The 19,571-nt window shown below is 72.5% G+C and carries 15 protein-coding genes; 6 read left to right on the forward strand and 9 right to left on the reverse strand.

The features are described from left to right. Positions 1-446 precede the first annotated feature (446 nt). A complete protein-coding gene (locus Cco03nite_RS39315) occupies positions 447-1,577 on the forward strand; it encodes a chaplin family protein (RefSeq protein ID WP_203699132.1) in 1,131 nt (376 codons plus the stop codon). A 425-nt stretch (positions 1,578-2,002) separates the two neighbouring features. Here Cco03nite_RS39315 and Cco03nite_RS39320 read toward each other — a convergent pair whose 3' ends face one another. From Cco03nite_RS39320 to sp36, 7 genes are all read right to left on the reverse strand, one after another. Beyond that, positions 2,003-4,024, reverse strand: a complete 2,022-nt coding sequence (locus Cco03nite_RS39320; protein WP_203699133.1) for an acetyl/propionyl/methylcrotonyl-CoA carboxylase subunit alpha — start codon at positions 4,022-4,024, stop codon at positions 2,003-2,005. Further along, the gene (locus Cco03nite_RS39325) at positions 4,021-5,298 is read right to left on the reverse strand and encodes a carboxyl transferase domain-containing protein (RefSeq protein WP_203699134.1); all 1,278 of its coding nucleotides are present in this window, start codon (positions 5,296-5,298) and stop codon (positions 4,021-4,023) included. The genes Cco03nite_RS39320 and Cco03nite_RS39325 overlap by 4 nt, the downstream gene beginning before the upstream one ends. A gap of 110 nt (positions 5,299-5,408) precedes the next feature. Further along, complete coding sequence (locus Cco03nite_RS39330; protein ID WP_239168029.1) at positions 5,409-6,326, reverse strand: serine/threonine-protein kinase; 918 nt, start codon at positions 6,324-6,326, stop codon at positions 5,409-5,411. 3 nt (positions 6,327-6,329) lie between these two features. Further along, the gene (locus Cco03nite_RS39335; RefSeq protein ID WP_203699135.1) at positions 6,330-9,941 is read right to left on the reverse strand and encodes an adenylate/guanylate cyclase domain-containing protein; all 3,612 of its coding nucleotides are present in this window, start codon (positions 9,939-9,941) and stop codon (positions 6,330-6,332) included. A 7-nt stretch (positions 9,942-9,948) separates the two neighbouring features. Then, on the reverse strand, positions 9,949-10,653 hold the full coding sequence (locus Cco03nite_RS39340) for an MBL fold metallo-hydrolase (RefSeq protein ID WP_203699136.1): 705 nt from the start codon (positions 10,651-10,653) through the stop codon (positions 9,949-9,951). Positions 10,654-10,827: 174 nt separating this feature from the next. After that, entirely contained in the window at positions 10,828-11,289 is a 462-nt protein-coding gene (locus tag Cco03nite_RS39345) for a RidA family protein (RefSeq protein ID WP_203699137.1), read from the reverse strand. 37 nt (positions 11,290-11,326) lie between these two features. After that, complete coding sequence (sp36, locus tag Cco03nite_RS39350) at positions 11,327-11,485, reverse strand: Sp36 family protein (protein ID WP_120317449.1); 159 nt, start codon at positions 11,483-11,485, stop codon at positions 11,327-11,329. Positions 11,486-11,619: 134 nt separating this feature from the next. On the opposite strand from sp36, the gene Cco03nite_RS39355 reads away from it, so the two are divergent. From Cco03nite_RS39355 to bagB, 3 genes are read left to right on the forward strand one after another with little or no spacing between them, the layout of a single operon-like run. Next, positions 11,620-12,570, forward strand: coding sequence for an Rv0361 family membrane protein (locus tag Cco03nite_RS39355; protein ID WP_203699138.1), 951 nt, complete (start codon positions 11,620-11,622; stop codon positions 12,568-12,570). A gap of 23 nt (positions 12,571-12,593) precedes the next feature. Then, positions 12,594-13,577: an ATPase BagA gene (gene bagA / locus Cco03nite_RS39360; RefSeq protein ID WP_203699144.1), complete on the forward strand. Its 984-nt coding sequence runs from the start codon at positions 12,594-12,596 to the stop codon at positions 13,575-13,577. 9 nt (positions 13,578-13,586) lie between these two features. Next, on the forward strand, positions 13,587-14,711 hold the full coding sequence (gene bagB / locus Cco03nite_RS39365; RefSeq protein ID WP_203699139.1) for an ArsA family ATPase: 1,125 nt from the start codon (positions 13,587-13,589) through the stop codon (positions 14,709-14,711). 78 nt (positions 14,712-14,789) lie between these two features. Here bagB and Cco03nite_RS39370 read toward each other — a convergent pair whose 3' ends face one another. Then, on the reverse strand, positions 14,790-15,086 hold the full coding sequence (locus Cco03nite_RS39370) for a WhiB family transcriptional regulator (RefSeq protein WP_203699140.1): 297 nt from the start codon (positions 15,084-15,086) through the stop codon (positions 14,790-14,792). A gap of 527 nt (positions 15,087-15,613) precedes the next feature. On the opposite strand from Cco03nite_RS39370, the gene Cco03nite_RS39375 reads away from it, so the two are divergent. Then, the gene (locus Cco03nite_RS39375; RefSeq protein WP_203699145.1) at positions 15,614-18,010 is read left to right on the forward strand and encodes a transglycosylase domain-containing protein; all 2,397 of its coding nucleotides are present in this window, start codon (positions 15,614-15,616) and stop codon (positions 18,008-18,010) included. Positions 18,011-18,078: 68 nt separating this feature from the next. Here the strand turns inward: Cco03nite_RS39375 and Cco03nite_RS39380 are convergent, their stop codons facing one another. Further along, positions 18,079-18,534, reverse strand: coding sequence for a GatB/YqeY domain-containing protein (locus Cco03nite_RS39380; protein ID WP_203699141.1), 456 nt, complete (start codon positions 18,532-18,534; stop codon positions 18,079-18,081). Between the two features lie 71 nt (positions 18,535-18,605). Between Cco03nite_RS39380 and Cco03nite_RS39385 the strand changes: the two genes are divergently transcribed. Further along, positions 18,606-19,481, forward strand: a complete 876-nt coding sequence (locus Cco03nite_RS39385; RefSeq protein ID WP_203699142.1) for a metallophosphoesterase — start codon at positions 18,606-18,608, stop codon at positions 19,479-19,481. The last annotated feature ends 90 nt before the right edge of the window (positions 19,482-19,571 follow it).

Consider the following 19,571-nt stretch of genomic DNA (forward strand, 5'->3'; position numbering starts at 1 on the left):
CATGGGCGAATGCGCGCTCAAGATACGCACACCTGCCAGGCAAGTCGGATGACCTTGCGGCGGTCGGGCCGGCCTGACGGCAGACGGCAGGCCGGTGAGGTCGTACGTTCGGTCAGGGTGGGCGGGCCGAGCGACGGATGAGGGTCCGCGTCGTTAGGTGTTGCGACGGGTGGTCCGCGAAGCCCAGTGATCAGGCATAAATCCGGACATACCCGTACATATTGGCTGGTCAAAGTGTCGGGAAATTGTCGCCGACATGTCAGCCCCAGTGGGACTTCGTTGGTCCGAGTGGTCGCGAACCTCGCAAATTGAGCGCGGCTAGACGTGTCCACAGTGACCGATCGTGCGGTGACCTTTCGCCTGTGCCTGGGCGTATCGGACACCTCTTGCACCGCCTCGATCGGTCGGTCGGATGTCTCCGACGATCGAAAGAGGTCCCTACCACTATGAACACGTGGGTTCGACGCTCACTCAAGGCCGGCGCGCTGACTGCCGGCGCGGTCATGGCCACCGGCGGCACCGCCGCGTACGCCGACACCACCGTTTTCAGTGCGGGCAACACCGGCATCCTGAACGGCACGCAGGTCTTCGCGCCGATCCAGGCCCCGATCAACCTCTGCGGTATCGCCGCGAGCGTGGGCGGCGACGCGGTCGCCGGCTGCGTGGGTGGCAGCGCCGCCGAGCTCGACGGCGTGTACGACGCCCGCCTGATCAGCACCAACAACACCGGCATCCTGAACGGCACGCAGATCTTCGCGCCGATCCAGGCCCCGATCAACGTGTGCGGCGTGGCTGCGGGCGTGCTCGGCAACGCCGCGGCGAAGTGCAAGGGCGGCGCGAGCGCCGACGCCGACGGCGACCACCACAAGAAGAAGCACCAGTGCGACAGCCGCTGCGACCACGACGACGACGGCTACGACCGCGAGTCGACCGAGTCCGGTGACCTGCTCGGCGGCCTGCCGCTGGTGGGCGGCCTGACCAACGGCGGCCTGCCGCTGGTCGGCAACCTGACCAAGGGCGGTCTCCCGCTCGTCGGCAGCCTCGGCGACGGCGGCCTCCCGCTCGTCGGCAGCCTCGGCAACGGCGGCCTGCCGCTGGTCGGCAACCTGACCAAGGGCGGCCTGCCCGTCGTCGGCGGCCTGCTGGGCAACCAGGGTGTGGCGCGCAACGCCGACGCGATCGACATCGACGCCCTGGACGGGGTCGGCACCATGGGCCGCTTCGACACCGAGAGCGACGCCGCCGAGCACAACACCAGCACCGGCGGCAACGGCGGCGGCAACGGGACGACCTGCAACAGCGGCTGCGGTGGCAACGGCGGCGGCCACAACCACCACCCGAAGCCGCGGCCGAAGCCCCGCCCGCAGCCGTGCCCGGACCACGGTCACGACCACCACCAGGGCAAGCACCGTCACGGCGACGACGTCAAGATGATCAGCGCCGGCAACCACGGCATCCTGAACGGCACCCAGGTGTACGCGCCGATCCAGATCCCGATCAACGTCAGCGGCGTGGCCGTCGGCGTGCTCGGCGACGCGGCCGCCTGGAGCGTCGGCGGCGCGTCCGCCAACCGGTAGCCGTCCGGCCTGCCGGCGGGTACGGCCCACGACGACTTGAGAAGTCACCCGCGGACCGGAACCGGCGAAACACTGCACCCGCCTCACCCCGCCGGCAGGCCGGCAACCAGCGCGACTCCCTTCCGCTGACCGAAGACCCGCGCTGACCACGCACCACCGAAGGACGTCCCCCGACCCGGGCCCCATCCAGCCCACCGGGGGACGTCCTTTCGGCGTTCCCACGCCCGCCTCCCCATCCCGCTTCACCCGCGGTTTCACGGAAACTGCGGTAATCAGGCCGTGGATAGGCGCAGTTTCCCCGAAACTGCAGGACACCCGACGGCCGGGGCGGCGGCGGGTGTGCGTTGGTGCTGGTCAGGGTGTGGGGGTGTTAAGAAGGGCACCTTCTACAACGCGGAGCGTTGTGAAGGTGCCCTTCCTTTCTCTCAGGCGGGGGTGAGGACGGCGAGGAGGGCGCCGGTGTCGACGAGGACGCCGGGGCGGACGGTGACTGCGGCGACCACGCCGTCGGCGGGGGCGTGCACCGGGTGCTCCAGCTTCATCGCCTCCAGGGTGAGGAGGAGGTCGCCGGCGCCGACGCGCTGGCCGGGGGCGACCAGGACACGGCCGACCGCGCCGGGCAGCGGGGCGGTCAGCGAGCCCTCCTCCAGCTCCTGTACGGGCTCCGGGAAGCGGGGCAGGCGGCGCAGGGCCAGCGAGCCCTCGGCGCTGTCGACGTACGCGGTCTCGCCGACCTCGTGCACGTGCAGGGCCAGCCGGATGCCGGCGACGTCGAGCACCACCGCGTCCGGGTCGGCCGAGACGACCGCCACGGGCGGGTGGTCGTCGACGGGGCCGACCTGGCCCAGCCCGGCGAGGTCGAGTTCCTCGGGGTCGACGGCGCGGACCCACCACTGGGCGAGCGCGCCGGTGCCGTCGAGGCGGTAGCCGACCTCGACCGGGCCGGCGGGTCCGTCGTACACCACGGTCTGCGCGCCGGTCGGCACGTTGCGCCAGCCGGACGGGATGCCGCGCTGCACCGGGGCCTCGGCCCGCCGCTTGGCGGCGGCCGCCAGCGCCGCGGCCAGGCAGCTGAGCCGGACGGCCTCCACCGAGGACAGCAGCGGCGCGAACACCTCGGGCTGCCGGTCGAGCAGGCCGGTGTCGATCTGGCCGGTCAGGAACGCCGGGTGCCGCAGCACCCGGACCAGCAGGTCGCGGTTGGTGACCAGGCCGTGGATGCGGGTACGCGCCAGCGTGCCGGCCAGCATGCGGGCGGCCTCGTACCGGGTGGGTGCCCAGGCGACGAGCTTGGCCAGCAGCGAGTCGTAGTGCACGCCGACTACGCTGCCGGGTTCCACCCCGGAGTCGACCCGGATGCCGGGCTGGAGCATGGGCCGGAACTGGGCGGAGACCTCGGGCACGTCGAGCCGGTGCACCTGCCCGGTGGCGGGTAGCCAGTTGCTGGCCGGGTCCTCGGCGCACAGTCGGACCTCGATCGAGTGCCCGCGCATCGGCGGCGCGGACTGGAACGGCAGCTGGCCGCCCTCGGCCAGGTACATCTGCAGCCGGACCAGGTCGAAGCCGGTGACGCACTCGGTGACCGGGTGCTCGACCTGCAGCCGGGTGTTCATCTCCAGGAAGTAGAACTCCCCGTCGGGGCTGAGCAGGAACTCGACCGTGCCGATGCCGACGTAGCCGATGGCCTCGGCGACCAGGACGGCGGCGGCGCACAGGTTCTCGCGCAGTTCCGGGGAGACGGCCGGGGACGGCGCCTCCTCGATGATCTTCTGGTGCCGGCGCTGGATGGAGCACTCGCGCTCGCCCAGCGTCACGATGTTGCCGTGCTGGTCGGCCACGATCTGCACCTCGATGTGCCGGGCCTGCTCGACGTAGCGCTCGCAGAACACGGCCGAGTCGCCGAACGCGCCGAAGGCCTCGCGCCGGGCCGAGGAGACCGCCTCGGCCAGCGAGTCCGCGTCGCGCACGATGCGCATGCCGCGGCCGCCGCCGCCGATGGCCGCCTTGACCAGCACCGGGTACTCGTCGACCTCGGACGGGTCGGTCCAGCTCGGCAGCACCGGCACCTCGGCCTCGGCCAGCAGCGCCTTCGCGTCGACCTTGGAGGCCATCACAGAGATGATCTTCGAAGGCGGGCCGACCCAGGTCAACCCGGCGTCGACGACCATCGCGGCGAAGTCGGCGTTCTCGGCGAGGAAGCCGTAGCCGGGGTGGATCGCGTCCGCGCCGGTCTTGCGGGCCGCCGCGAGGATCAGGTCCCCGCGCAGGTAGGTCGCGCTCGGCGCGGAACCGGGCAGCTGCACGGCGTAGTCGGCCTCGGCGACGTACGGGGAGTCGGTGTCGGCGATGGAGTAGACCGCGACGGTCTCCACCCCGACGGCGCGGCAGGTCGCGAAGATGCGACGGGCGATCTCGCCCCGGTTGGCCACCAGCAGTCTGCGGATCATGACGCCACCTCACGCTCTGGCGCGCTGCCCGGGGCCCTGCGGGCCGCCGTCGCGCTCACCGACAGGCAGATGCCCAGCACGGTCCGGGTGTCGCGCGGGTCGATCACACCGTCGTACGGCTCGGTGGACAGGTCGCCCACCGGCCAGCTGAACCGGAAGCCGGGCCCGGCCAGCGCCCACGACCCGGGGGAGGTGCCCAGCACCAGCGTGATCCGGTCGGCCTGGGCCAGCGCCCGCAGCAGCAGCGCGGAGCTGTCGGGCTGGGCGTGCCCGGCCGGGTTGGCCAGCACGAGCACGGGCACGCCCGCCTTGCCGGCCAGCCGGGCCAGTTCCACGCCCTTGTCGGCGCTGTCCGGGTCGATCGCGGGGCCGGTCGCCGCGAGCACCGCCACCGGGTGGCCGTGCACCGCACCGAACCCGGCCAGCAGCGCGCCGCCCCGCTGGGGGCGGAATTCGTCCAGGTCGGAGCCGTCGAGCACGCGGGCCAGCACCTCGCGCGGCTCGGTCACCGCGGCCGGGTCGGCGCTGGCCACGGCGAGCAGCTCCTCCACCTCGTACCGCGGCGGCTCGACCGCTCCGGCCAGCGGCCCCCGCTGGAAGGTGACCAGGCGGCGCACCGTCTGGCGCACCATGCGCAGCGCGTCGCGCTCGTCCTCGGCGACCATGTCCATCCGGGCCGCGTCCCCGCGCCCGCGCACCGTGATGGCGTGGTCGGCCAGGTCGGGCAGCGGGGCGAGCCAGGCGTCGAGCGGGCCGAAGACGGCGCAGAGCACCGGGGCGGCCATCCGCCCGAGCCGCGCGAAGCAGGGATCGGGCACCGCGGCCCGGCCCTGTTCCTCCGGCGTCGACTCCAGCAGCAGCACGAGCGGCAGCAGGTGCCGGTCGGCCAGTTCCACGGCGCGGGCGAACTTGGCCCGGCCCGCCTGGGCCGGCCCGCCGACGTACACGGTCGGGTCGTTGGCGATCAGCATGCACTCGATGCCGTCGACCACGCCCAGCGCGGTGACCAGCCCGGCGCCGGCCGGCTCGCCGGCCTCGCGGCCCGCCGTGGCGGCGAGCTCCAGCAGCGCGGTGTCGGAGTCGACGAGCAGTTCGATGCGCTCGCGGGGCAGCAGCTTGCCGCGGGCGTGGTGCCTGGTCACCTCCTTCTCGCCGCCGCCGTCGCGGGCCTGCATGTGCGCCTGTTCCAGCGCGCGCAGGGCCGCCTGGGCGGTGCTTCGGTTTTCCAGGAAGGAGGGCGCGCGGGGGTCCAGCGCGGTGTCGAGAGTCGCCATGGTGAACCTGCTCCTCGGTGCTCCACCGCTTGTTGACACCAGAGCAACGAGTGGTTCAAGGAGGGCGACACGCACTCGACGGCGCGTCGTGCCTTACCTCATCGCGTGGATCACTGGAACAGTTTGTCGATGAGGTTGCCGAAGAAGCCCTGGCGCTGGGCCGGGATCTCGGGTCCGGCGACGTTCGAGACGTCCACCGTCGACTGGTCCTCCTGCGCCGGTCCGTCGAGATCGACCGAGGCCAGCAGCTCTTCCAGGGCCCGTGCGGTGGGCCGGGCGGCGGGGTCGTTGTCCATGCCCTGGCGCAGGATCGCGCAGAGCGCGGCGGGCACCTCGGGCAGGTCCGGCACCGGCTGGGCGAACATCTCGATCAGGGTGAGCAGGCCGGGCGGGTGGTCGCGTTCCCAGCGCGGCGGGGCCCCGCGCAGCAGGGCGTACAGGGTGGCGCAGAGCGCGTACACGTCGCCGGGCGGGGCGGGCTCGGCGCGGCGGAACGCCTCGGGCGGCGCGTACGCCGGGGTCATCACGTCGAGGGTGATGTGGGGGTCGCGGATCTCGGCGAGGATGGCCAGCCCGAAGTCGGCCAGCGCGGGCTCGCCGAAGTGGCTGATCAGGATGTTCGCCGGCTTCACGTCGCGGTGCACGACGCCGCGCTCGTGCGCGTCGGCCAGCGCGTCGGCGATCTTCACGCCGAGGTCGCGCACCTCGTGCGGGCGCAGCGGCATGCGGTCCTGGTAGGAGCCCGCGTACAGCTCCATGATCAGATAGGGGTGGTTGTCCGCGGTCACCCCGGCGTCGAACAGGTCCGCCACGTGCGGGTGCCCGGACATCTTGCCCGCGGCGCGCGCCTCGCGCAGGAAACGCGAGCGGTCCCGGTCGGTGTCGATGGTGCGGTTCTCCACCTTGACGGCGACCTCGCGCCCGACCGACCCCTGCACAGCCCGGAAGATCGTCGCGTACCCGCCGACGGCGAGCAGCGACAGATCGGTGAGTCCGGGGATCTCCGGGAAGGCGGACGTGTTGGTCACGGGCTAGACGGTAGCGCCTCGCCCTGACGTGACGGCACCCCATGTCGCCAATGCAACGGCACGCTCGCTCGCCTGCTGCGTGCCGTCCGCCAGCGCCCGCGCCCGCTCGGCCGTGACCAGCGCCGATTCATCCTGTCCCGCCGCGGACAGCGCGCGGGCGTAGGACGCCGCCGAACGCACGAGGCTGCGCACGTCCACCGCGGGCAGCGACTCGGCCAGTTCCGCGGCGGCCAGCGCCTCCTCGACCCGCCCGGCGGCCAGCAGCGCGTCGGCGTACAGGGCGACACCTTGGCGGCGGGAGTAGAGCATCGACGGCGCGTGCGGCGCGGCCGCGACCGGGGCGAGCAGCCGGATCGCCATCGCGGAGTCGCCCGCCGCCAGCCGGGACGCGCCCAGCAGCGCGCGGGGCCCGACCCGGGCCGGGTCGAGCACCCCGTACGGCGACACCATGGTCAGCACCGAGCGGGCGTCCAGCTCGGCGGCCTCGAAGTCGCCCCGGTCCAGGGCCACGAAGCCGCGGACCGTGCCGGCCATGCCCACCAGCAGCGGGTGCCCGACCTTCTCGCCCTCCTCCAGCGCCTCGCCGAGCAGGTCCTCGGCGTGGCCGTACTCCCCCAGCCCGCGCGCCACGACGCCCCGGGCGACCAGCGCGAAACCGCGCCCCCAGACGTCCTTGGCGGCGGCGAAGTCGCGGTAGGCCCGGCGCGCCTCCCGGTCGGCCTCGCCCAGCTCGCCCAGCTCGGCGGCGGCGAACGCGGCGACCGCGCGCAGCGTGCCGACCGCCCACGCCTCCCCGACCCGCTCCCCGAACGGCAGGAACACGTGCGCCAGGCGCAGCGCCTCGGTCAGCCGGCCCGACAGCAGCCGGGTGAACGCGGAGGTGCCGCGCAGCCAGGCCCGCCCCACCGGGTCCTTGGCCTCGGCGAACAGCCGCGCGGCGCGGGCCAGCGCCGCGTCCGCGCCGGCGAAGTCGCCGCGGGTGGTGGTCACCCAGGCCAGGTTCTGCAGCGACCAGGCCTGCGACTTGCGGTCGCCCGCGGTGACCGCGATCTGGTACGCCCCGGCGAACCGGCTGGACGCGTCACCGAGCCGCCCGCCCAGGAAGTCGGCCATGCCCAGCCGGCGCATCGCCTCCGCCCGCTCCCCGGGCAGCTCGGCGTCGGTGGACGTGGTCAGCGCCTCGGACCAGAGCCGGTAGGCATGCCGCGGGTCGCCCTGCGCCACCTGCGCCCGGCCTGCCAGCAGCAGTGCCCCGGCCCGGGTGCGCGGATCGTCGGCGGAGTCGGCGACCAGCTTCTCGGCGTCGTGCAGCGCCTCGGCGATCCGGCCGTACTGCAGCAGCGAGCGGGCGTGCACCAGCCGGTCGGGCAGCGGCAGCGCCCCGGGGGCCAGCCGCGCGGCGCGCTCGCCGTAGCCGACGGCCTCGGCGGGCTCGCCGGACTGCCCCGCCCGGCGCGCGGCCCGGCCCAGCGCGGCCACGCCCAGCGGCGCGACCTGGCGGGCGGCCACGTCCGGGCGCAGCCGTACGGCGTCGGCCAGGCGGGTGGCCCGTTCGGCGTGCTCGGCCACGAAGGCGTCGCGCATCGCCTCGTCGACCCCGGTCAGGCCGGGCACGGTGCGGCCCGAGGAGACCTGCACCGGCGGTTCGCCGGGCGCGGCCCAGCGGGCCAGGAACGCGTGCCGGTCGGCGAGGTCGGCCTTGCCGACGCCGCCGTACGCGGCCTCGCGCAGCAGCGGGGTCGCGAACGCGAAGCCGCCCCGGACCCGGCGCAGCATGCGGCGCTGCAGCAGCTCGTCGACGGCCCGCTCCAGCTCGACGGCGACCACGGCGGCGGGCCGCCCGTCCCGGCCGGAGCGGCGTTCCCGCAGCGCCTCCAGCGCGCCGGCCGGCACGGTGTCACCGACCACGGCCGCGTCGCGCAGCACCGCGCGCGCCTCGGTCGGCAGCGCGTCGATGCGGGCGGCGAGCACCGCGGCCAGGTCCCGGGACAGCAGCTGGTTGCCCAGCGAGCCCGGGGTGAGCCGCCACTGCGCGCCGGCCTTGGTCAGCGCGCCGCGCTCCATCAGCAGCGTGGTCAGCTCGGCCAGGTAGAACGGGTTGCCCTGAGCGGTGGTGAGCAGGCGGTCCTCGTCGGCCTGCGGCAGCCTTCCGCCCTTGAGGTATGCGGTGAGCAGCCGCGCCGCGTCCGCGCCGCGCAGCGGCGGCAGCGTGTTCGCCTCGGCGTCGGCGACCCGGGTGAGCTGCCCGGCCCGGCGTACCAGCTCGGGGCGGCCCAGCAGCAGCACCAGCACCGGCCCGGTCAGCTCCTCCAGCGCGAAGCCGAGCGCGTCGAGGGTCTCCGGGGTGCCGTCGTGCAGGTCGTCCACGATCACGACCAGCGGGGACTCGGTGGCCAGCGCGTCCAGCAGCCGCGCCACGGCGACCGCGAGCGTGGCCGTCTCCCGGCCGGGCTGCTCGGGGTCGTCGCCGGACAGGCCGTGCCACTGCGCCAGCTCGTTCGGGTCGGCATAGCCGAGCAGCGACAGCAGCGCGTCGACGTCCACGCTGACCGGCTTGCCGGGCTCGCTGCGCTGGGTCAGCCGGGTGGTCAGCCGGCGCAGCCGCTCCTCGGCGACCTGCCGGGTGACCGCGGTGGCGCTGTCCGCGGGCAGGCCGATGGCCAGTTTCACCAGGTCGGACAGTGGCGCGAGGCGGCGGCGCTCGCCGTACGCGGCGCACCGCACCGACAGCACCCGCGCCTGCGTACGCGCCGCGAAGCGGCCCGCGCTGACCTCGTACCCGTTGGCGAAACGCTCCACCTCGGACGCGAACCGCGTCTTGCCGATGCCGGCCTCGGCCGTGAACACCAGCACCCGGGGCTCGTCCCGGTCGACGACCTCGGCCAGGCGGCCGGCGACCCGGCCCAGCTCCGGCTCGCGGCCCACGAACGGGCCCTCCTCGCCCAGCCCCGCCCGGCTGCCCCGGGCGTCGTGCAGGCCCAGCAGCTCGTACGTCTCGACCGGCTCGCGCTTGCCCTTGAGCCGCAGCGGCCGCAGGTTGCGCCAGCCCGCCACGGACCCGGTCGCCGCGACCGTGCGGGCCCCCGCGTAGATCGCTCCGACGGCGGCCGCGTCGGCCAGCCGGGCGGCGGTGTTCACGGTGTCGCCGATGACCGTGTACTCCAGCCCCGCCTGCACGCCCGCGACCACCGGCCCGGTGTTCAGCCCGAGCCGCAGCCCGGTCGGCGCGCCGCCGCCCCGCTCGTCGTCGAGCACCCGGCGCACCGCGCGCTGCATCGACAGCGCGGCCCGTACCGCCCGCTCGGCGTCGTCCTCGTGCGCCACCGGGGCCCCGAACACGGCCATGATGCCGTCGCCGGTCAGCTTGTCCACGTGCCCGCCGAACGTCTTCACCGCGCCGGCCAGCGCCGACAGCACCCGGTCGGTGACCGCGCCGACCCGCTCCGGGTCCAGCTCCTCCGACCAGGAGGTGAAGTCGGAGAGGTCGCCGAACAGCACCGTGACCACCCGGCGCTCGGTGGCGGGCAGCGTCGCCGCCGCGGGCAGCGCCGCGCCGCAGTGGTGGCAGAAGCGGGCCGCCGGCACCGGGACGGTCCCGCAGACAGGACAGGTCATGACAGCTTCACAGCTCGCTCAACGTCGCGAGGTACGCCAGTTGTGCCCGCACGGTCCACTCGGCCGCGAATCTGAGGTTCGGGTCGACGTCGGCGTACACGATGTTCACCACGTCCTCGGGGGTGCTCGCGCCCTGCTTGAGCGCGGCCCGCACCTGGTCCAGGCGCTCCAGCCGGTGGGCGCGCAGCCAGTCCGCGGCCGCAGCGCAGTCCGGCAGGACCGGGCCGTGCCCCGGCAGGCCGGGCACCGGGTAACCGGACAGCATGTCCAGGCTGTTCAGGTAAGCGCCGACGTCGCCGTCAGGCCAGGCGACGACGCTGCTGCCACGGCCGAGGATGGTGTCGCCGGTGAAGACCACCCGCTGCCCGTCGCGCTCGGCGACGAAGCAGACGGAGTCCGAGGTGTGGCCGGGGGTGCCGAGCTGGGTGATCCAGTCCGGGGGGTCGCCGACCTCGGCGCCGGTCAGGGCGATGAGGGTGATGACGCCGTCGACGTGGTCGGGGTGGGCGTGGGTGAACAGGATGCGCCGGATGGGCGGGCCCGCTTCGATGATGGCCTCCAGGTGGGCCAGGTCGTCGGGGCCGGGGTCGATGACGGTGCCGTCGTCGAGCAGCCAGGTGTTGGTGCCGTCGAGGGTCATCGGGCCGGGGTTGGGTGCCCGCAGCCAGGTCACCCAGTCCGGGAGGAGTTCCGAGGTCAGCCGCGCCGTCATGCCGAGAACTCTACTGAGCCCGGGGCGCGTCGCCTCGGGTCGCGCGGCACGACTTTCCCGCCGGGGCCTTCAATCGACGTTGGCCTATCACATCGACTTTTCCGCACGCCGAGTCGATGTGATAGGCCAACGTCTATGCAAAACGGGGCGGGCCCGGCGGCGCGGAAAGGCAGGTCAGTCGCGGACTTCGGCGATCAGCTCGACCTCGACCGGGGAGCCCAGCGGCAGCTCGCCGACGCCGACGGCGCTGCGGGCGTGCTTGCCGGCCTCGCCGAAGACCGCGCCGAACAGCTCGGACGCGCCGTTGATGACGCCGGGCTGGCCGGTGAAGCCGGGGGCGGAGGCCACGAAGCCCACCACCTTGACGATTCGGACGACCTTGCCCAGGCCGACCAGCCATTCAAGTGCGGCCAGGCCGTTGAGAGCGCATCGGGCGGCCAGCTCTTTCGCCTGCTCGGCGCTGATCTCGGCACCCACCTTGCCGGTGGCCAGCAGCTTGCCGTCGGCCATGGGCAGCTGGCCGGATACGTACACGTGGTCGCCGGACCGGAGCGCCGGCACGTACGCCGCCACCGGCGGGACCACCTCGGGCAGCTTCAGGCCGAGCTCAGCAAGCTTTTCGTACGGGTCAGACATCTTTGTCTCCTTCACCGCGGGGTCCGCGGGGTTGTGCTCAGGCGGACTTCGGCCGCTTCAGGTAGGCCACCAGCTGCTCGGGGTTGGGGCCGGGCACGACCTGGACCAGCTCCCAGCCGTCGGCGCCCCAGTTGTCGAGGATCTGCTTGGTCGCGTGGACCAGCAGCGGCACAGTGACGTACTCCCACTTCGTCATGGGCATAACCTAACGTGCCGGGAAGATCTCGCTGGTCGATCCCTGCTGCGACAGGGTGCGAGGTGCGGTTAAGCTGAGCCGCCGCGGGGGCAGCTGAGTGTCGCGGCCTCGTAAAAAAGACCAGGGGAGATCGCATGACCCAGCCGCACGACGAACAGCAGCCGACGACGCCGCAGCCCACGCAGCCCGCGTACCCGCCGCCAGCGGACCCGTTCGCCTCCGCGACGGTCACGCCGCCGACGACGCCGCAGCCCGCGGTGCCGCTGCCGCCGACCGAGCCGGAGCCGGCCACCACGCCGCCCGCCACGCTGCCGATCGCCGAGAACCCGCCGGCCCCGCCGGTGTCCGGCGCCCCCGCTCCGGTCTCGGGAACGCCCGCGTACCCCACGCCGCCGACCGCCGCGTACCCGACCACGCCGCAGGCCGGCTACCCGGTGTCCGGCCAGCCCGCGTACCCGGTGTCGGGCCAGCCCGCGTACCCGGCGCAGCCCAGTTACCCGGCCACCGGCCAGGCCGCGTACCCGACCTCGGGCCAGCCCGCCTACCCGACGTCCGGCCAGCCCGCGTACCCGGTGTCGGGCCAGCCCGCCTACCCGGGCATGACCTACCCCGGCGCCCCCGGCGTGCCGGCCGCGCCGGTCAAGAAGAGCAAGGCGCCGCTGATCATCGGCATCGTGCTCGGCGTGCTCCTGCTGCTGTGCGGCGGCGGCATCGGCGCGTACGTGCTGCTGACCCGCAACACCGAGGGCACCGGCGCGACGACGGCCAAGGACGCGACGCAGAGCTTCCTCACCGCCATCTACAAGAACAACGGCGACGCCGCCGCGGCCGAGAAGCTGGTCTGCGGTGACGCCCGCGACCGCAAGGACATCGACGCCAAGATCGCCGAGATCAAGGCCCAGACGTCCCAGCTCAAGGGCCCGAACTTCACCTGGGAGACCCCGAAGATCTCCGGCGAGACTGCCACCCAGGCGACCGCCGAGGTCACGGTCAAGCTGGTCACCAGCGACGAGAAGATGTCCGAGCAGAAGCTCACATTGACTCTCGTCAAGCACGAGGGCTGGTTCGTCTGCGAGGTGAAGTAGCCACCTGGCACCATCGAGGGGTGCTGAACGACGGTAACGACGGGCCGGCCGGCCGCGGTGCACACGACACCGCCTGGCCGGCCCGCCTGCATGTGGTCACCGGCAAGGGCGGCGTGGGCAAGACCACCGTCGCCGCCGCGCTCGCGTTCGCGCTGGCCGCGGGCGGGCAGCGCACGCTGCTGGTGGAGGTCGAGGGACGGCAGGGCCTGGCCCAGCTGTTCGAGCTGGAGCCGCTGCCGTACGCCGAGCGCCGGCTCGGCGACGCCGGGGTGGACGTGCGGCTGCTCGCCGTCGACCCCGAGGAGGCGCTGCTGGAATACCTGGAGCTGTTCTACCGGATGGGCGCGGCCGGGCGGGCGCTGCGCAAGCTCGGCGCGATCGACTTCGCCACCACCGTCGCCCCGGGCCTGCGCGACATCCTGCTCACCGGAAAGGTGAAGGAGGCGACCACCCGCACCGACGACAGCGGCCGCCGGGTGTACCGCTCCGTGGTGCTGGACGCCCCGCCCACCGGCCGGATCGGGCGTTTCCTCAACGTCACCGCCGAGGCGGCGCGGCTGGCCAAACTCGGCCCGATCAAGTCGCAGAGCGAGGGTGTGGCCGCGCTGCTGCGCTCGCCGATGACCTCGGTGCACCTGGTCACCCTGCTGGAGGAGATGCCGGTGCAGGAGACCGCCGACGCGCTGCGCGAGCTGTCCGCGCTCAACATCAGTGTGGGAAAGGTCATTGTGAATTGCGCCCGCCCGCCGCTGCTCGACGACGGCCGGGTCACCCAGGCCGAGCTCAAGCGCGGGCTGGCCGCAGCCGGGCTGCCGACCGACCGGCGTACGGTGACCGCCCTGCTCGACGAGTCGCGCGACCACCAGGCGCGGCGCGCGCTGGAGGAGGAGCTGCGCGGCGAGCTGGAGACGCTGGGCCGGCCGGTGGTCGAGTTGCCGCTGCTGCCGGACGGGGTGGACCTGGCCGGTGTGCGGCACCTCGCCGGGCTGCTGCGCTCCGCCCCTTAGGCTGAGCACATGCTCGACGTGGACGCCCTGCTGGCCGACCCCGGCGTACGCATCGTGGTCTGCTGCGGTTCGGGCGGGGTCGGCAAGACGACCACCGCCGCCGCGCTGGCGCTGCGAGCCGCCGAGGAGCACGGCCGCCGTACCGTCGTGCTGACCATCGACCCGGCCCGGCGGCTGGCCCAGTCACTCGGGCTGACCGAGCTGGACAACACCCCGCGCCCGGTGGAAGGGCTGTCCGGCGACGGCGACCTGCACGCGATGATGCTGGACATGAAGCGCACCTTCGACGAGGTGGTGCTCACCCACACCGCGCCGGAGCGGGCGAAGGAAATCTTCGCGAACCCCTTCTACCAGGCCATGAGCTCGACGTTCTCCGGGACGCAGGAGTACATGGCGATGGAGAAGCTGAGCCAGTTGCGGGCCACCGACCGGTGGGACCTGATCGTGGTGGACACGCCGCCGTCCCGGTCGGCACTGGACTTCCTGGACGCGCCCGCCCGGCTGGGGCGCTTCCTGGACGGCAAGATGCTGCGCCTGCTGATGGTGCCCGCGCGGGCCGGCGGCAAGAGCATGTTCAACCTGGTCACCGCGTCGTTCGGGGTGTTCTCCAAGGCGGTGCAGAAGATCCTGGGCGCGCAGCTGCTGACCGACCTGTCCGGTTTCGTGTCGGCCCTGGACTCGACGTTCGGCGGTTTCCGCGAGCGGGCCGACCGGACCTACCGGGTGCTGCAGGATCCGCAGACCGCGTTCCTGGTGGTGGCCGCGCCGGAGCCGGACGCGGTCCGGGAGGCCGCCTACTTCGCCGAGCGGCTCGGCGCGGAGCGCATGCCGCTGGCCGGGCTGGTGCTCAACCGGGTGCACCGGTCCGAGCTGCCGGACTTGTCGGCGGCCGACAGCGCGGAGGCGGCCGAGAAGCTGTCCGCCGAGTACGCGGAGCACGCGCTGACGGCCCAGGCGCTGCAGGTGCACGCGCTGCTGATGCGGCAGGTGGCCCGGGAGACCGAGGTCTCGACCGGGTTCACCGACGAGTTCCCGCAGGTGCCGGTGGCGTACGTGCCGGCGCAGCCGACCGACGTGCACGACCTCGCCGGTCTCCGGGCGATCGGCGCGGCGCTGGCCGAACGGGCCGAATAAGTCACATCGGGTAACCGAAGGGCCGTTCCCGCCGATCCGGCGAAAACGGCCCTTCGATGATGAGATGGGTGCTATCAGTCAGGCCCGGACCAGCTCCCGGCGGTCCTGTTCCTGCATGGCGACCTCGAAGGCGCGCTTCCAGCTCGCCACGTGCGGGTGGCGGCGCAGCAGTGCGCGGCGCTCCCGCTCGGTCATGCCGCCCCAGACGCCGAACTCGATGCGGTTGTCGAGTGCGTCCGCCAGGCACTCGTACCGCACCGGGCAGCCGCGACAGACTCTCTTGGCGATGTTCTGCTCCGCGCCCTGAACGAACAGCGCGTCCGGATCTCCGTTCCGGCACGCCGCGAGACTGGGCCAATCGTTGACCATGCCCATGTGTCCACGTCCCCCCTGACGTTCCCCTCACCGCTCGCGACTTGCCCGACTCTTCCGACCCGTAGGGTCGTTGAGCAGGGCACATCCCCCCGATGGTTCCCCCGAACCGACGCGAACGGTGTGCGTTACTCGCCCGCCCATCATGCTCCGTAGTCAGACGATTACGCAACGTTGTCAGCCAAAATGGCGGAAAAAGGTCTTTAACCGCGCTGAACAGTGCCTGAGCAGTGCGTACGCGCGCCGCAGGGTGACGCCCGCCCGCAGGCCGGGACGGGGGTCCGGCGGCCCGCGGCGGAGCGTCGAGATGCGAGTAACGGGGCGGCCACGACGTCCGGGGGGACATCTCGTGACCGGGGCGACGCAACCACACGCCAGGGGTCGTGCGTCTTGGACAACGAAGACATGCCCGGGACGGTTGCGGGCGAGGCGGGGGCCGATCTGTCAGGCGCCTGTCCATGCAGCCTGACCCGGTATGGTGCGGCACGCGACACCGAAACCTGCTCACGTAACCTGAGGCGGTGACCCTGATGCGAAAGCGCGACCACAACATACTGGCCAACGCCGCATCTCTGTTGATTTGCGGCTTGCTAGCCGGCGTGGTGGTGGCCGCTGCCGCATTCCCCGCGGTGGCACTGTCCGGTCTGGCCGCCAAGGCGGGCGGTGAAGCCTTCGGCCAGCTCCCCGACGAGCTGGTCGTCAAGCGCTCCCCCCAGATCAGCTACGTCTACGCCAACGACGGCAAGACGCTGATCGCGACCATGTACGACGAGAACCGGCGCGACCTGCCGATCGCGGAGATCCCCAAGATCGTCCAGCAGGCCATCCTCGCCGCCGAGGACCAGAAGTTCTACGAGCACAACGGCGTCGACGTGATGGGCATCGCCCGCGCCTTCGTGGCCAACAAGCAGGCCGGCGACGTGCAGCAGGGCGCCTCGACGCTGACCATGCAGTTCGTCCGGCTCTCCATCTCGTACTCGGCCGACACCGCGCAGGAGGTCGTCGACGCCACCGAGGACACCACCAAGCGCAAGGTCCGCGAGATGCGCTACGCGATGGCCATCGAGCAGCGGATGTCCAAGGAGCAGATCCTCGAGGGCTACCTCAACACCGCATACTTCGGCAACCGGGCATACGGCATCTACGCCGCGTCGCAGGTCTACTTCGGCAAGGAGCCGAAGACGCTGACCGCCGCCGAGGCCGCCTTCCTGGCCGCGCTGGTGAAGTTCCCCGGTGACTTCAACGTGGAGACCGGCTCCGGCGAGAAGCTCGCCGTGGACCGCCGCAACTACGTGCTGTCCGAGATGGTGGGCACCGGCGCGCTCACCGAGCAGCAGGCCACGCTGGCCAAGGCCGAGGAGCTGAAGGTCGTCGGCAAGATCACCCCCAACGGCTGCGTGCAGGCCACCAAGAACGCCTGGGGCTTCTTCTGCGACTACTTCCAGCGCTGGTGGAACGACCAGGAGGTGTTCGGGGCGACCCCGTACGACCGCGAGCGCCAGCTCAAGTCGGGTGGCTTCCGTGTCGTGACCTCGCTGGACCCGCTCGCCCAGAACTCCGCCAACAAGAACGTCGCCGACCTGATCTCGGTGAACAACGACAAGGCCCTGATGCTCGCCGCGGTCGAGCCCGGCAGCGGCAAGGTGCGGGCGCTGGCGGTCAACCGCAACTTCAAGCTCGACAGCAAGAGCAAGCCGCAGAACAAGCTCTCCTCGGACCCGAAGAAGAAGGCCAAGGGCGTCCGCGGCACCTACCCGAACACCACCAACCCGCTGATGACCGGCGGTGACGGGTTCACCGGCTACCAGGCCGGCTCCGCGTTCAAGATCTTCACGATCGTCGCCGCGCTGGAGAAGGGCTACCCGCTGGCGACCAACATCGCCACCAAGAAGCAGTTCATCACCAACTTCCCCGTCAGCGGCCCCGACGCCAACTGCGGCGGCAAGTACTGCGTCAGCGGTGGCGGCGGCGCCGTGCAGAACATGTGGACCGGCTTCGGCAGCTCGGTCAACACGTTCTTCGTCCCGCTGGCGATCATGGCCGGGATCCAGAACGTGGTGAACGTGGCCAAGAAGATGGGCATCACGTTCCACGACGAGCCCGGCACCACCCAGGACGACCTCGGCTACTCCAACAACGCCAGCCAGTGGGGCGCGTTCACCCTCGGCGTCTCGGCCACCACCCCGCTACAGCTCGCCAACGCGTACGCGACCCTCGTCGCCGACGGCCTGTACTGCGAGCCGACGCCGGTGGAGTCGATCACCGACATCAAGGGCAACAAGCTGTCCGTCGCCGACAAGCGCTGCAAGCAGGTCATCGCGCCGGACATCGCCCGCGCGGCCGTGGACGCGGGGCGCTGCCCGGGTGGCGACAACTCCGCCTTCCGCGAGTGCAACGGCCACGCCACCAACCGCGACTCCCGCGGCATCGTCGGCAAGCCGATCACCGGCAAGACCGGCACCACCGACGCCGACCGCTCGGCGACGCTGACCCTGTCGACCAAACAGCTGACCATCTCGGGCTTCCTCACCAACCCGGACTGGGCGTTCGACACCGGTATGAAGCACGGCGTGGTCAACCCGGCCGTGCAGCGGACCCTGCGCGACTACATGAAGGGCAAGCCCGCGGTCGCCTTCACCAAGCCGAGCCGCAAGATCGCATACGGCGACCAGGTCTCCATCCCGTCGGTGGAGTGCAAGCCGGTGCCCGAGGCCAGGAACATCCTGCGCGCCAAGGGCTTCGAGGTCGAGGTCAACACGGAGCAGATCGACTCCAAGTGCCCGAAGGGCACCGCGGCCGGCACCACGCCGAGCGGACGGACCATCAAAAAGGGCATCGTGATGATCGAGGTCAGCAACGGCAAGGACGCCAAGCCGGGCACCGGTCCCGGCAACGGCCCCGGACAGCCGCCGCCACCACGCAACTGACGCGCTCAGCAGACGAGGCCCCGCTCGCACATCGCGAACGGGGCCTCGGCCTTTGCTCAGGTCAGGCGTCAGGCGGCCAGCTGGCGGCGTACCTCCGCGGAGACCTTGCCGCCCTCGGCGCGGCCCGCCACCGCGGCCTGCACCGCCTTCATCGCCGGGCCCATCGCACCCATGCCGCTGAAACCGCCCGCGGCCAGCGTCTGCGACACCAGCTGCGCGATCTCGTCATCGGTGAGCTGCTTCGGCAGGTATCGGGCCAGCACCTCCTCCTCGGCCCGCTCCTTCGCGGCCTGCTCGGCGCGGCCCGCGTCGGCGAACGCGACCTCGGCCTCCCGGCGCTTCTTCGCCTCCTTGGCGAGCACCGCGAGCACCTCCTCGTCGTTCAGCTCACGCTTGGCCTTCCCGGCGACCTCGGCGACACCGACGGCCGCCAGCGCCATCCGCAGCGTGCCCGTCACCACCTCGTCGCGCGCCTTCATGGCCGAGCGCATGTCCTCGGTCAGGCGCTCCTTCAGGGTGCCCATACCCACCTCTCCGTGCTCCGCACTCCGACGGCACTGTGTTGCCCTCGGGCGATGAAACTACTCTTAGCCTCATGGGTCCGCTCGGGAAAATCGCGTTGGGCGCGGTCGTCGTCGGCGCCGGCGCGCTGGCATACGGCACGCTCATCGAACGCAACATGTTCACCCTCCGCCGGTACGACGTGCCGCTGCTCGCGCCGGAGGCCGAACCGCTGCGCGTGCTCCACGTGTCCGACCTGCACCTGACCCCGAAGCAGCGGCGCAAGCAGCGCTGGGTCCGCGAGCTGGCCGGCCTCGACCCCGACCTGGTCGTGGTGACCGGCGACAACATGGCCCACCCGGACGCGGTGCCCGGCGTGCTCGCCGCGTACGAGCCGCTGCTGGAACTGCCCGGCGCGTTCGTCTTCGGCTCGAACGACTACAGCGGCCCGGTGCTGAAGAACCCCTTCGGCTACTTCCGCGAGGACCGCGAGTACGAGCACGGCGTCGAGCTGCCCTTCGAGGACCTGCGTACGGCCTTCCTCGACGCCGGCTGGGTCGACCTCAACAACAAGCGCGCCACGCTCAAGGCCGGCGGCCGCGTCGTCGACCTCGCCGGCGTCGACGACCCCCACATCGACCTGGACGCCTACCCGGCCGGGCCGGCCGACCCGGCGGCCGCGGTACGCATCGCGCTCAGCCACGCCCCGGAGCCCCGAGTGCTCGACGCGTTCACCGCCGACGGGTTCGAGCTGCTGCTGGCCGGGCACACCCACGGCGGCCAGGTCCGCGTGCCGGGGGTCGGCGCCCTGGTCACCAACTGCGGGCTGGACCGCAAACTGGCCCGCGGCCTGCACCGCTGGGACCGGGCCTGGCTGCACGTCTCCGCGGGTCTGGGCACCCATCCGACCGCTCCGGTGCGCTTCGCCTGCCGCCCCGAGGCGACCTTGCTGACGCTCATCCCACGCTGAGGGGGATACCCGTTTTGGAGCCGGGGACCGGGTCAGCTACTATTTCGGAGCACCGCTTCGGGGTATAGCGCAGCTTGGTAGCGCGCTTCG

The organism is Catellatospora coxensis (assembly GCF_016862635.1).
GTDB lineage: Bacteria > Actinomycetota > Actinomycetes > Mycobacteriales > Micromonosporaceae > Catellatospora > Catellatospora coxensis.

What these genes read in the sequence shown, in the direction of transcription:
- Cco03nite_RS39345 (WP_203699137.1), bottom strand. Translation starts at nt 11,289, where the DNA reads ATGTCTGACCCGTACGAAAAGCTTGCTGAGCTCGGCCTGAAGCTGCCC.
- Cco03nite_RS39325 (WP_203699134.1), bottom strand. Translation starts at nt 5,298, where the DNA reads ATGGCGACTCTCGACACCGCGCTGGACCCCCGCGCGCCCTCCTTCCTG.
- Cco03nite_RS39340 (WP_203699136.1), bottom strand. Translation starts at nt 10,653, where the DNA reads ATGACGGCGCGGCTGACCTCGGAACTCCTCCCGGACTGGGTGACCTGG.
- Cco03nite_RS39385 (WP_203699142.1), top strand. Translation starts at nt 18,606, where the DNA reads ATGGGTCCGCTCGGGAAAATCGCGTTGGGCGCGGTCGTCGTCGGCGCC.
- Cco03nite_RS39335 (WP_203699135.1), bottom strand. Translation starts at nt 9,941, where the DNA reads ATGACCTGTCCTGTCTGCGGGACCGTCCCGGTGCCGGCGGCCCGCTTC.
- bagB (WP_203699139.1), top strand. Translation starts at nt 13,587, where the DNA reads ATGCTCGACGTGGACGCCCTGCTGGCCGACCCCGGCGTACGCATCGTG.
- sp36 (WP_120317449.1), bottom strand. Translation starts at nt 11,485, where the DNA reads ATGACGAAGTGGGAGTACGTCACTGTGCCGCTGCTGGTCCACGCGACC.
- Cco03nite_RS39370 (WP_203699140.1), bottom strand. Translation starts at nt 15,086, where the DNA reads ATGGGCATGGTCAACGATTGGCCCAGTCTCGCGGCGTGCCGGAACGGA.
- Cco03nite_RS39375 (WP_203699145.1), top strand. Translation starts at nt 15,614, where the DNA reads ATGCGAAAGCGCGACCACAACATACTGGCCAACGCCGCATCTCTGTTG.
- Cco03nite_RS39355 (WP_203699138.1), top strand. Translation starts at nt 11,620, where the DNA reads ATGACCCAGCCGCACGACGAACAGCAGCCGACGACGCCGCAGCCCACG.
- Cco03nite_RS39320 (WP_203699133.1), bottom strand. Translation starts at nt 4,024, where the DNA reads ATGATCCGCAGACTGCTGGTGGCCAACCGGGGCGAGATCGCCCGTCGC.
- Cco03nite_RS39380 (WP_203699141.1), bottom strand. Translation starts at nt 18,534, where the DNA reads ATGGGCACCCTGAAGGAGCGCCTGACCGAGGACATGCGCTCGGCCATG.
- Cco03nite_RS39315 (WP_203699132.1), top strand. Translation starts at nt 447, where the DNA reads ATGAACACGTGGGTTCGACGCTCACTCAAGGCCGGCGCGCTGACTGCC.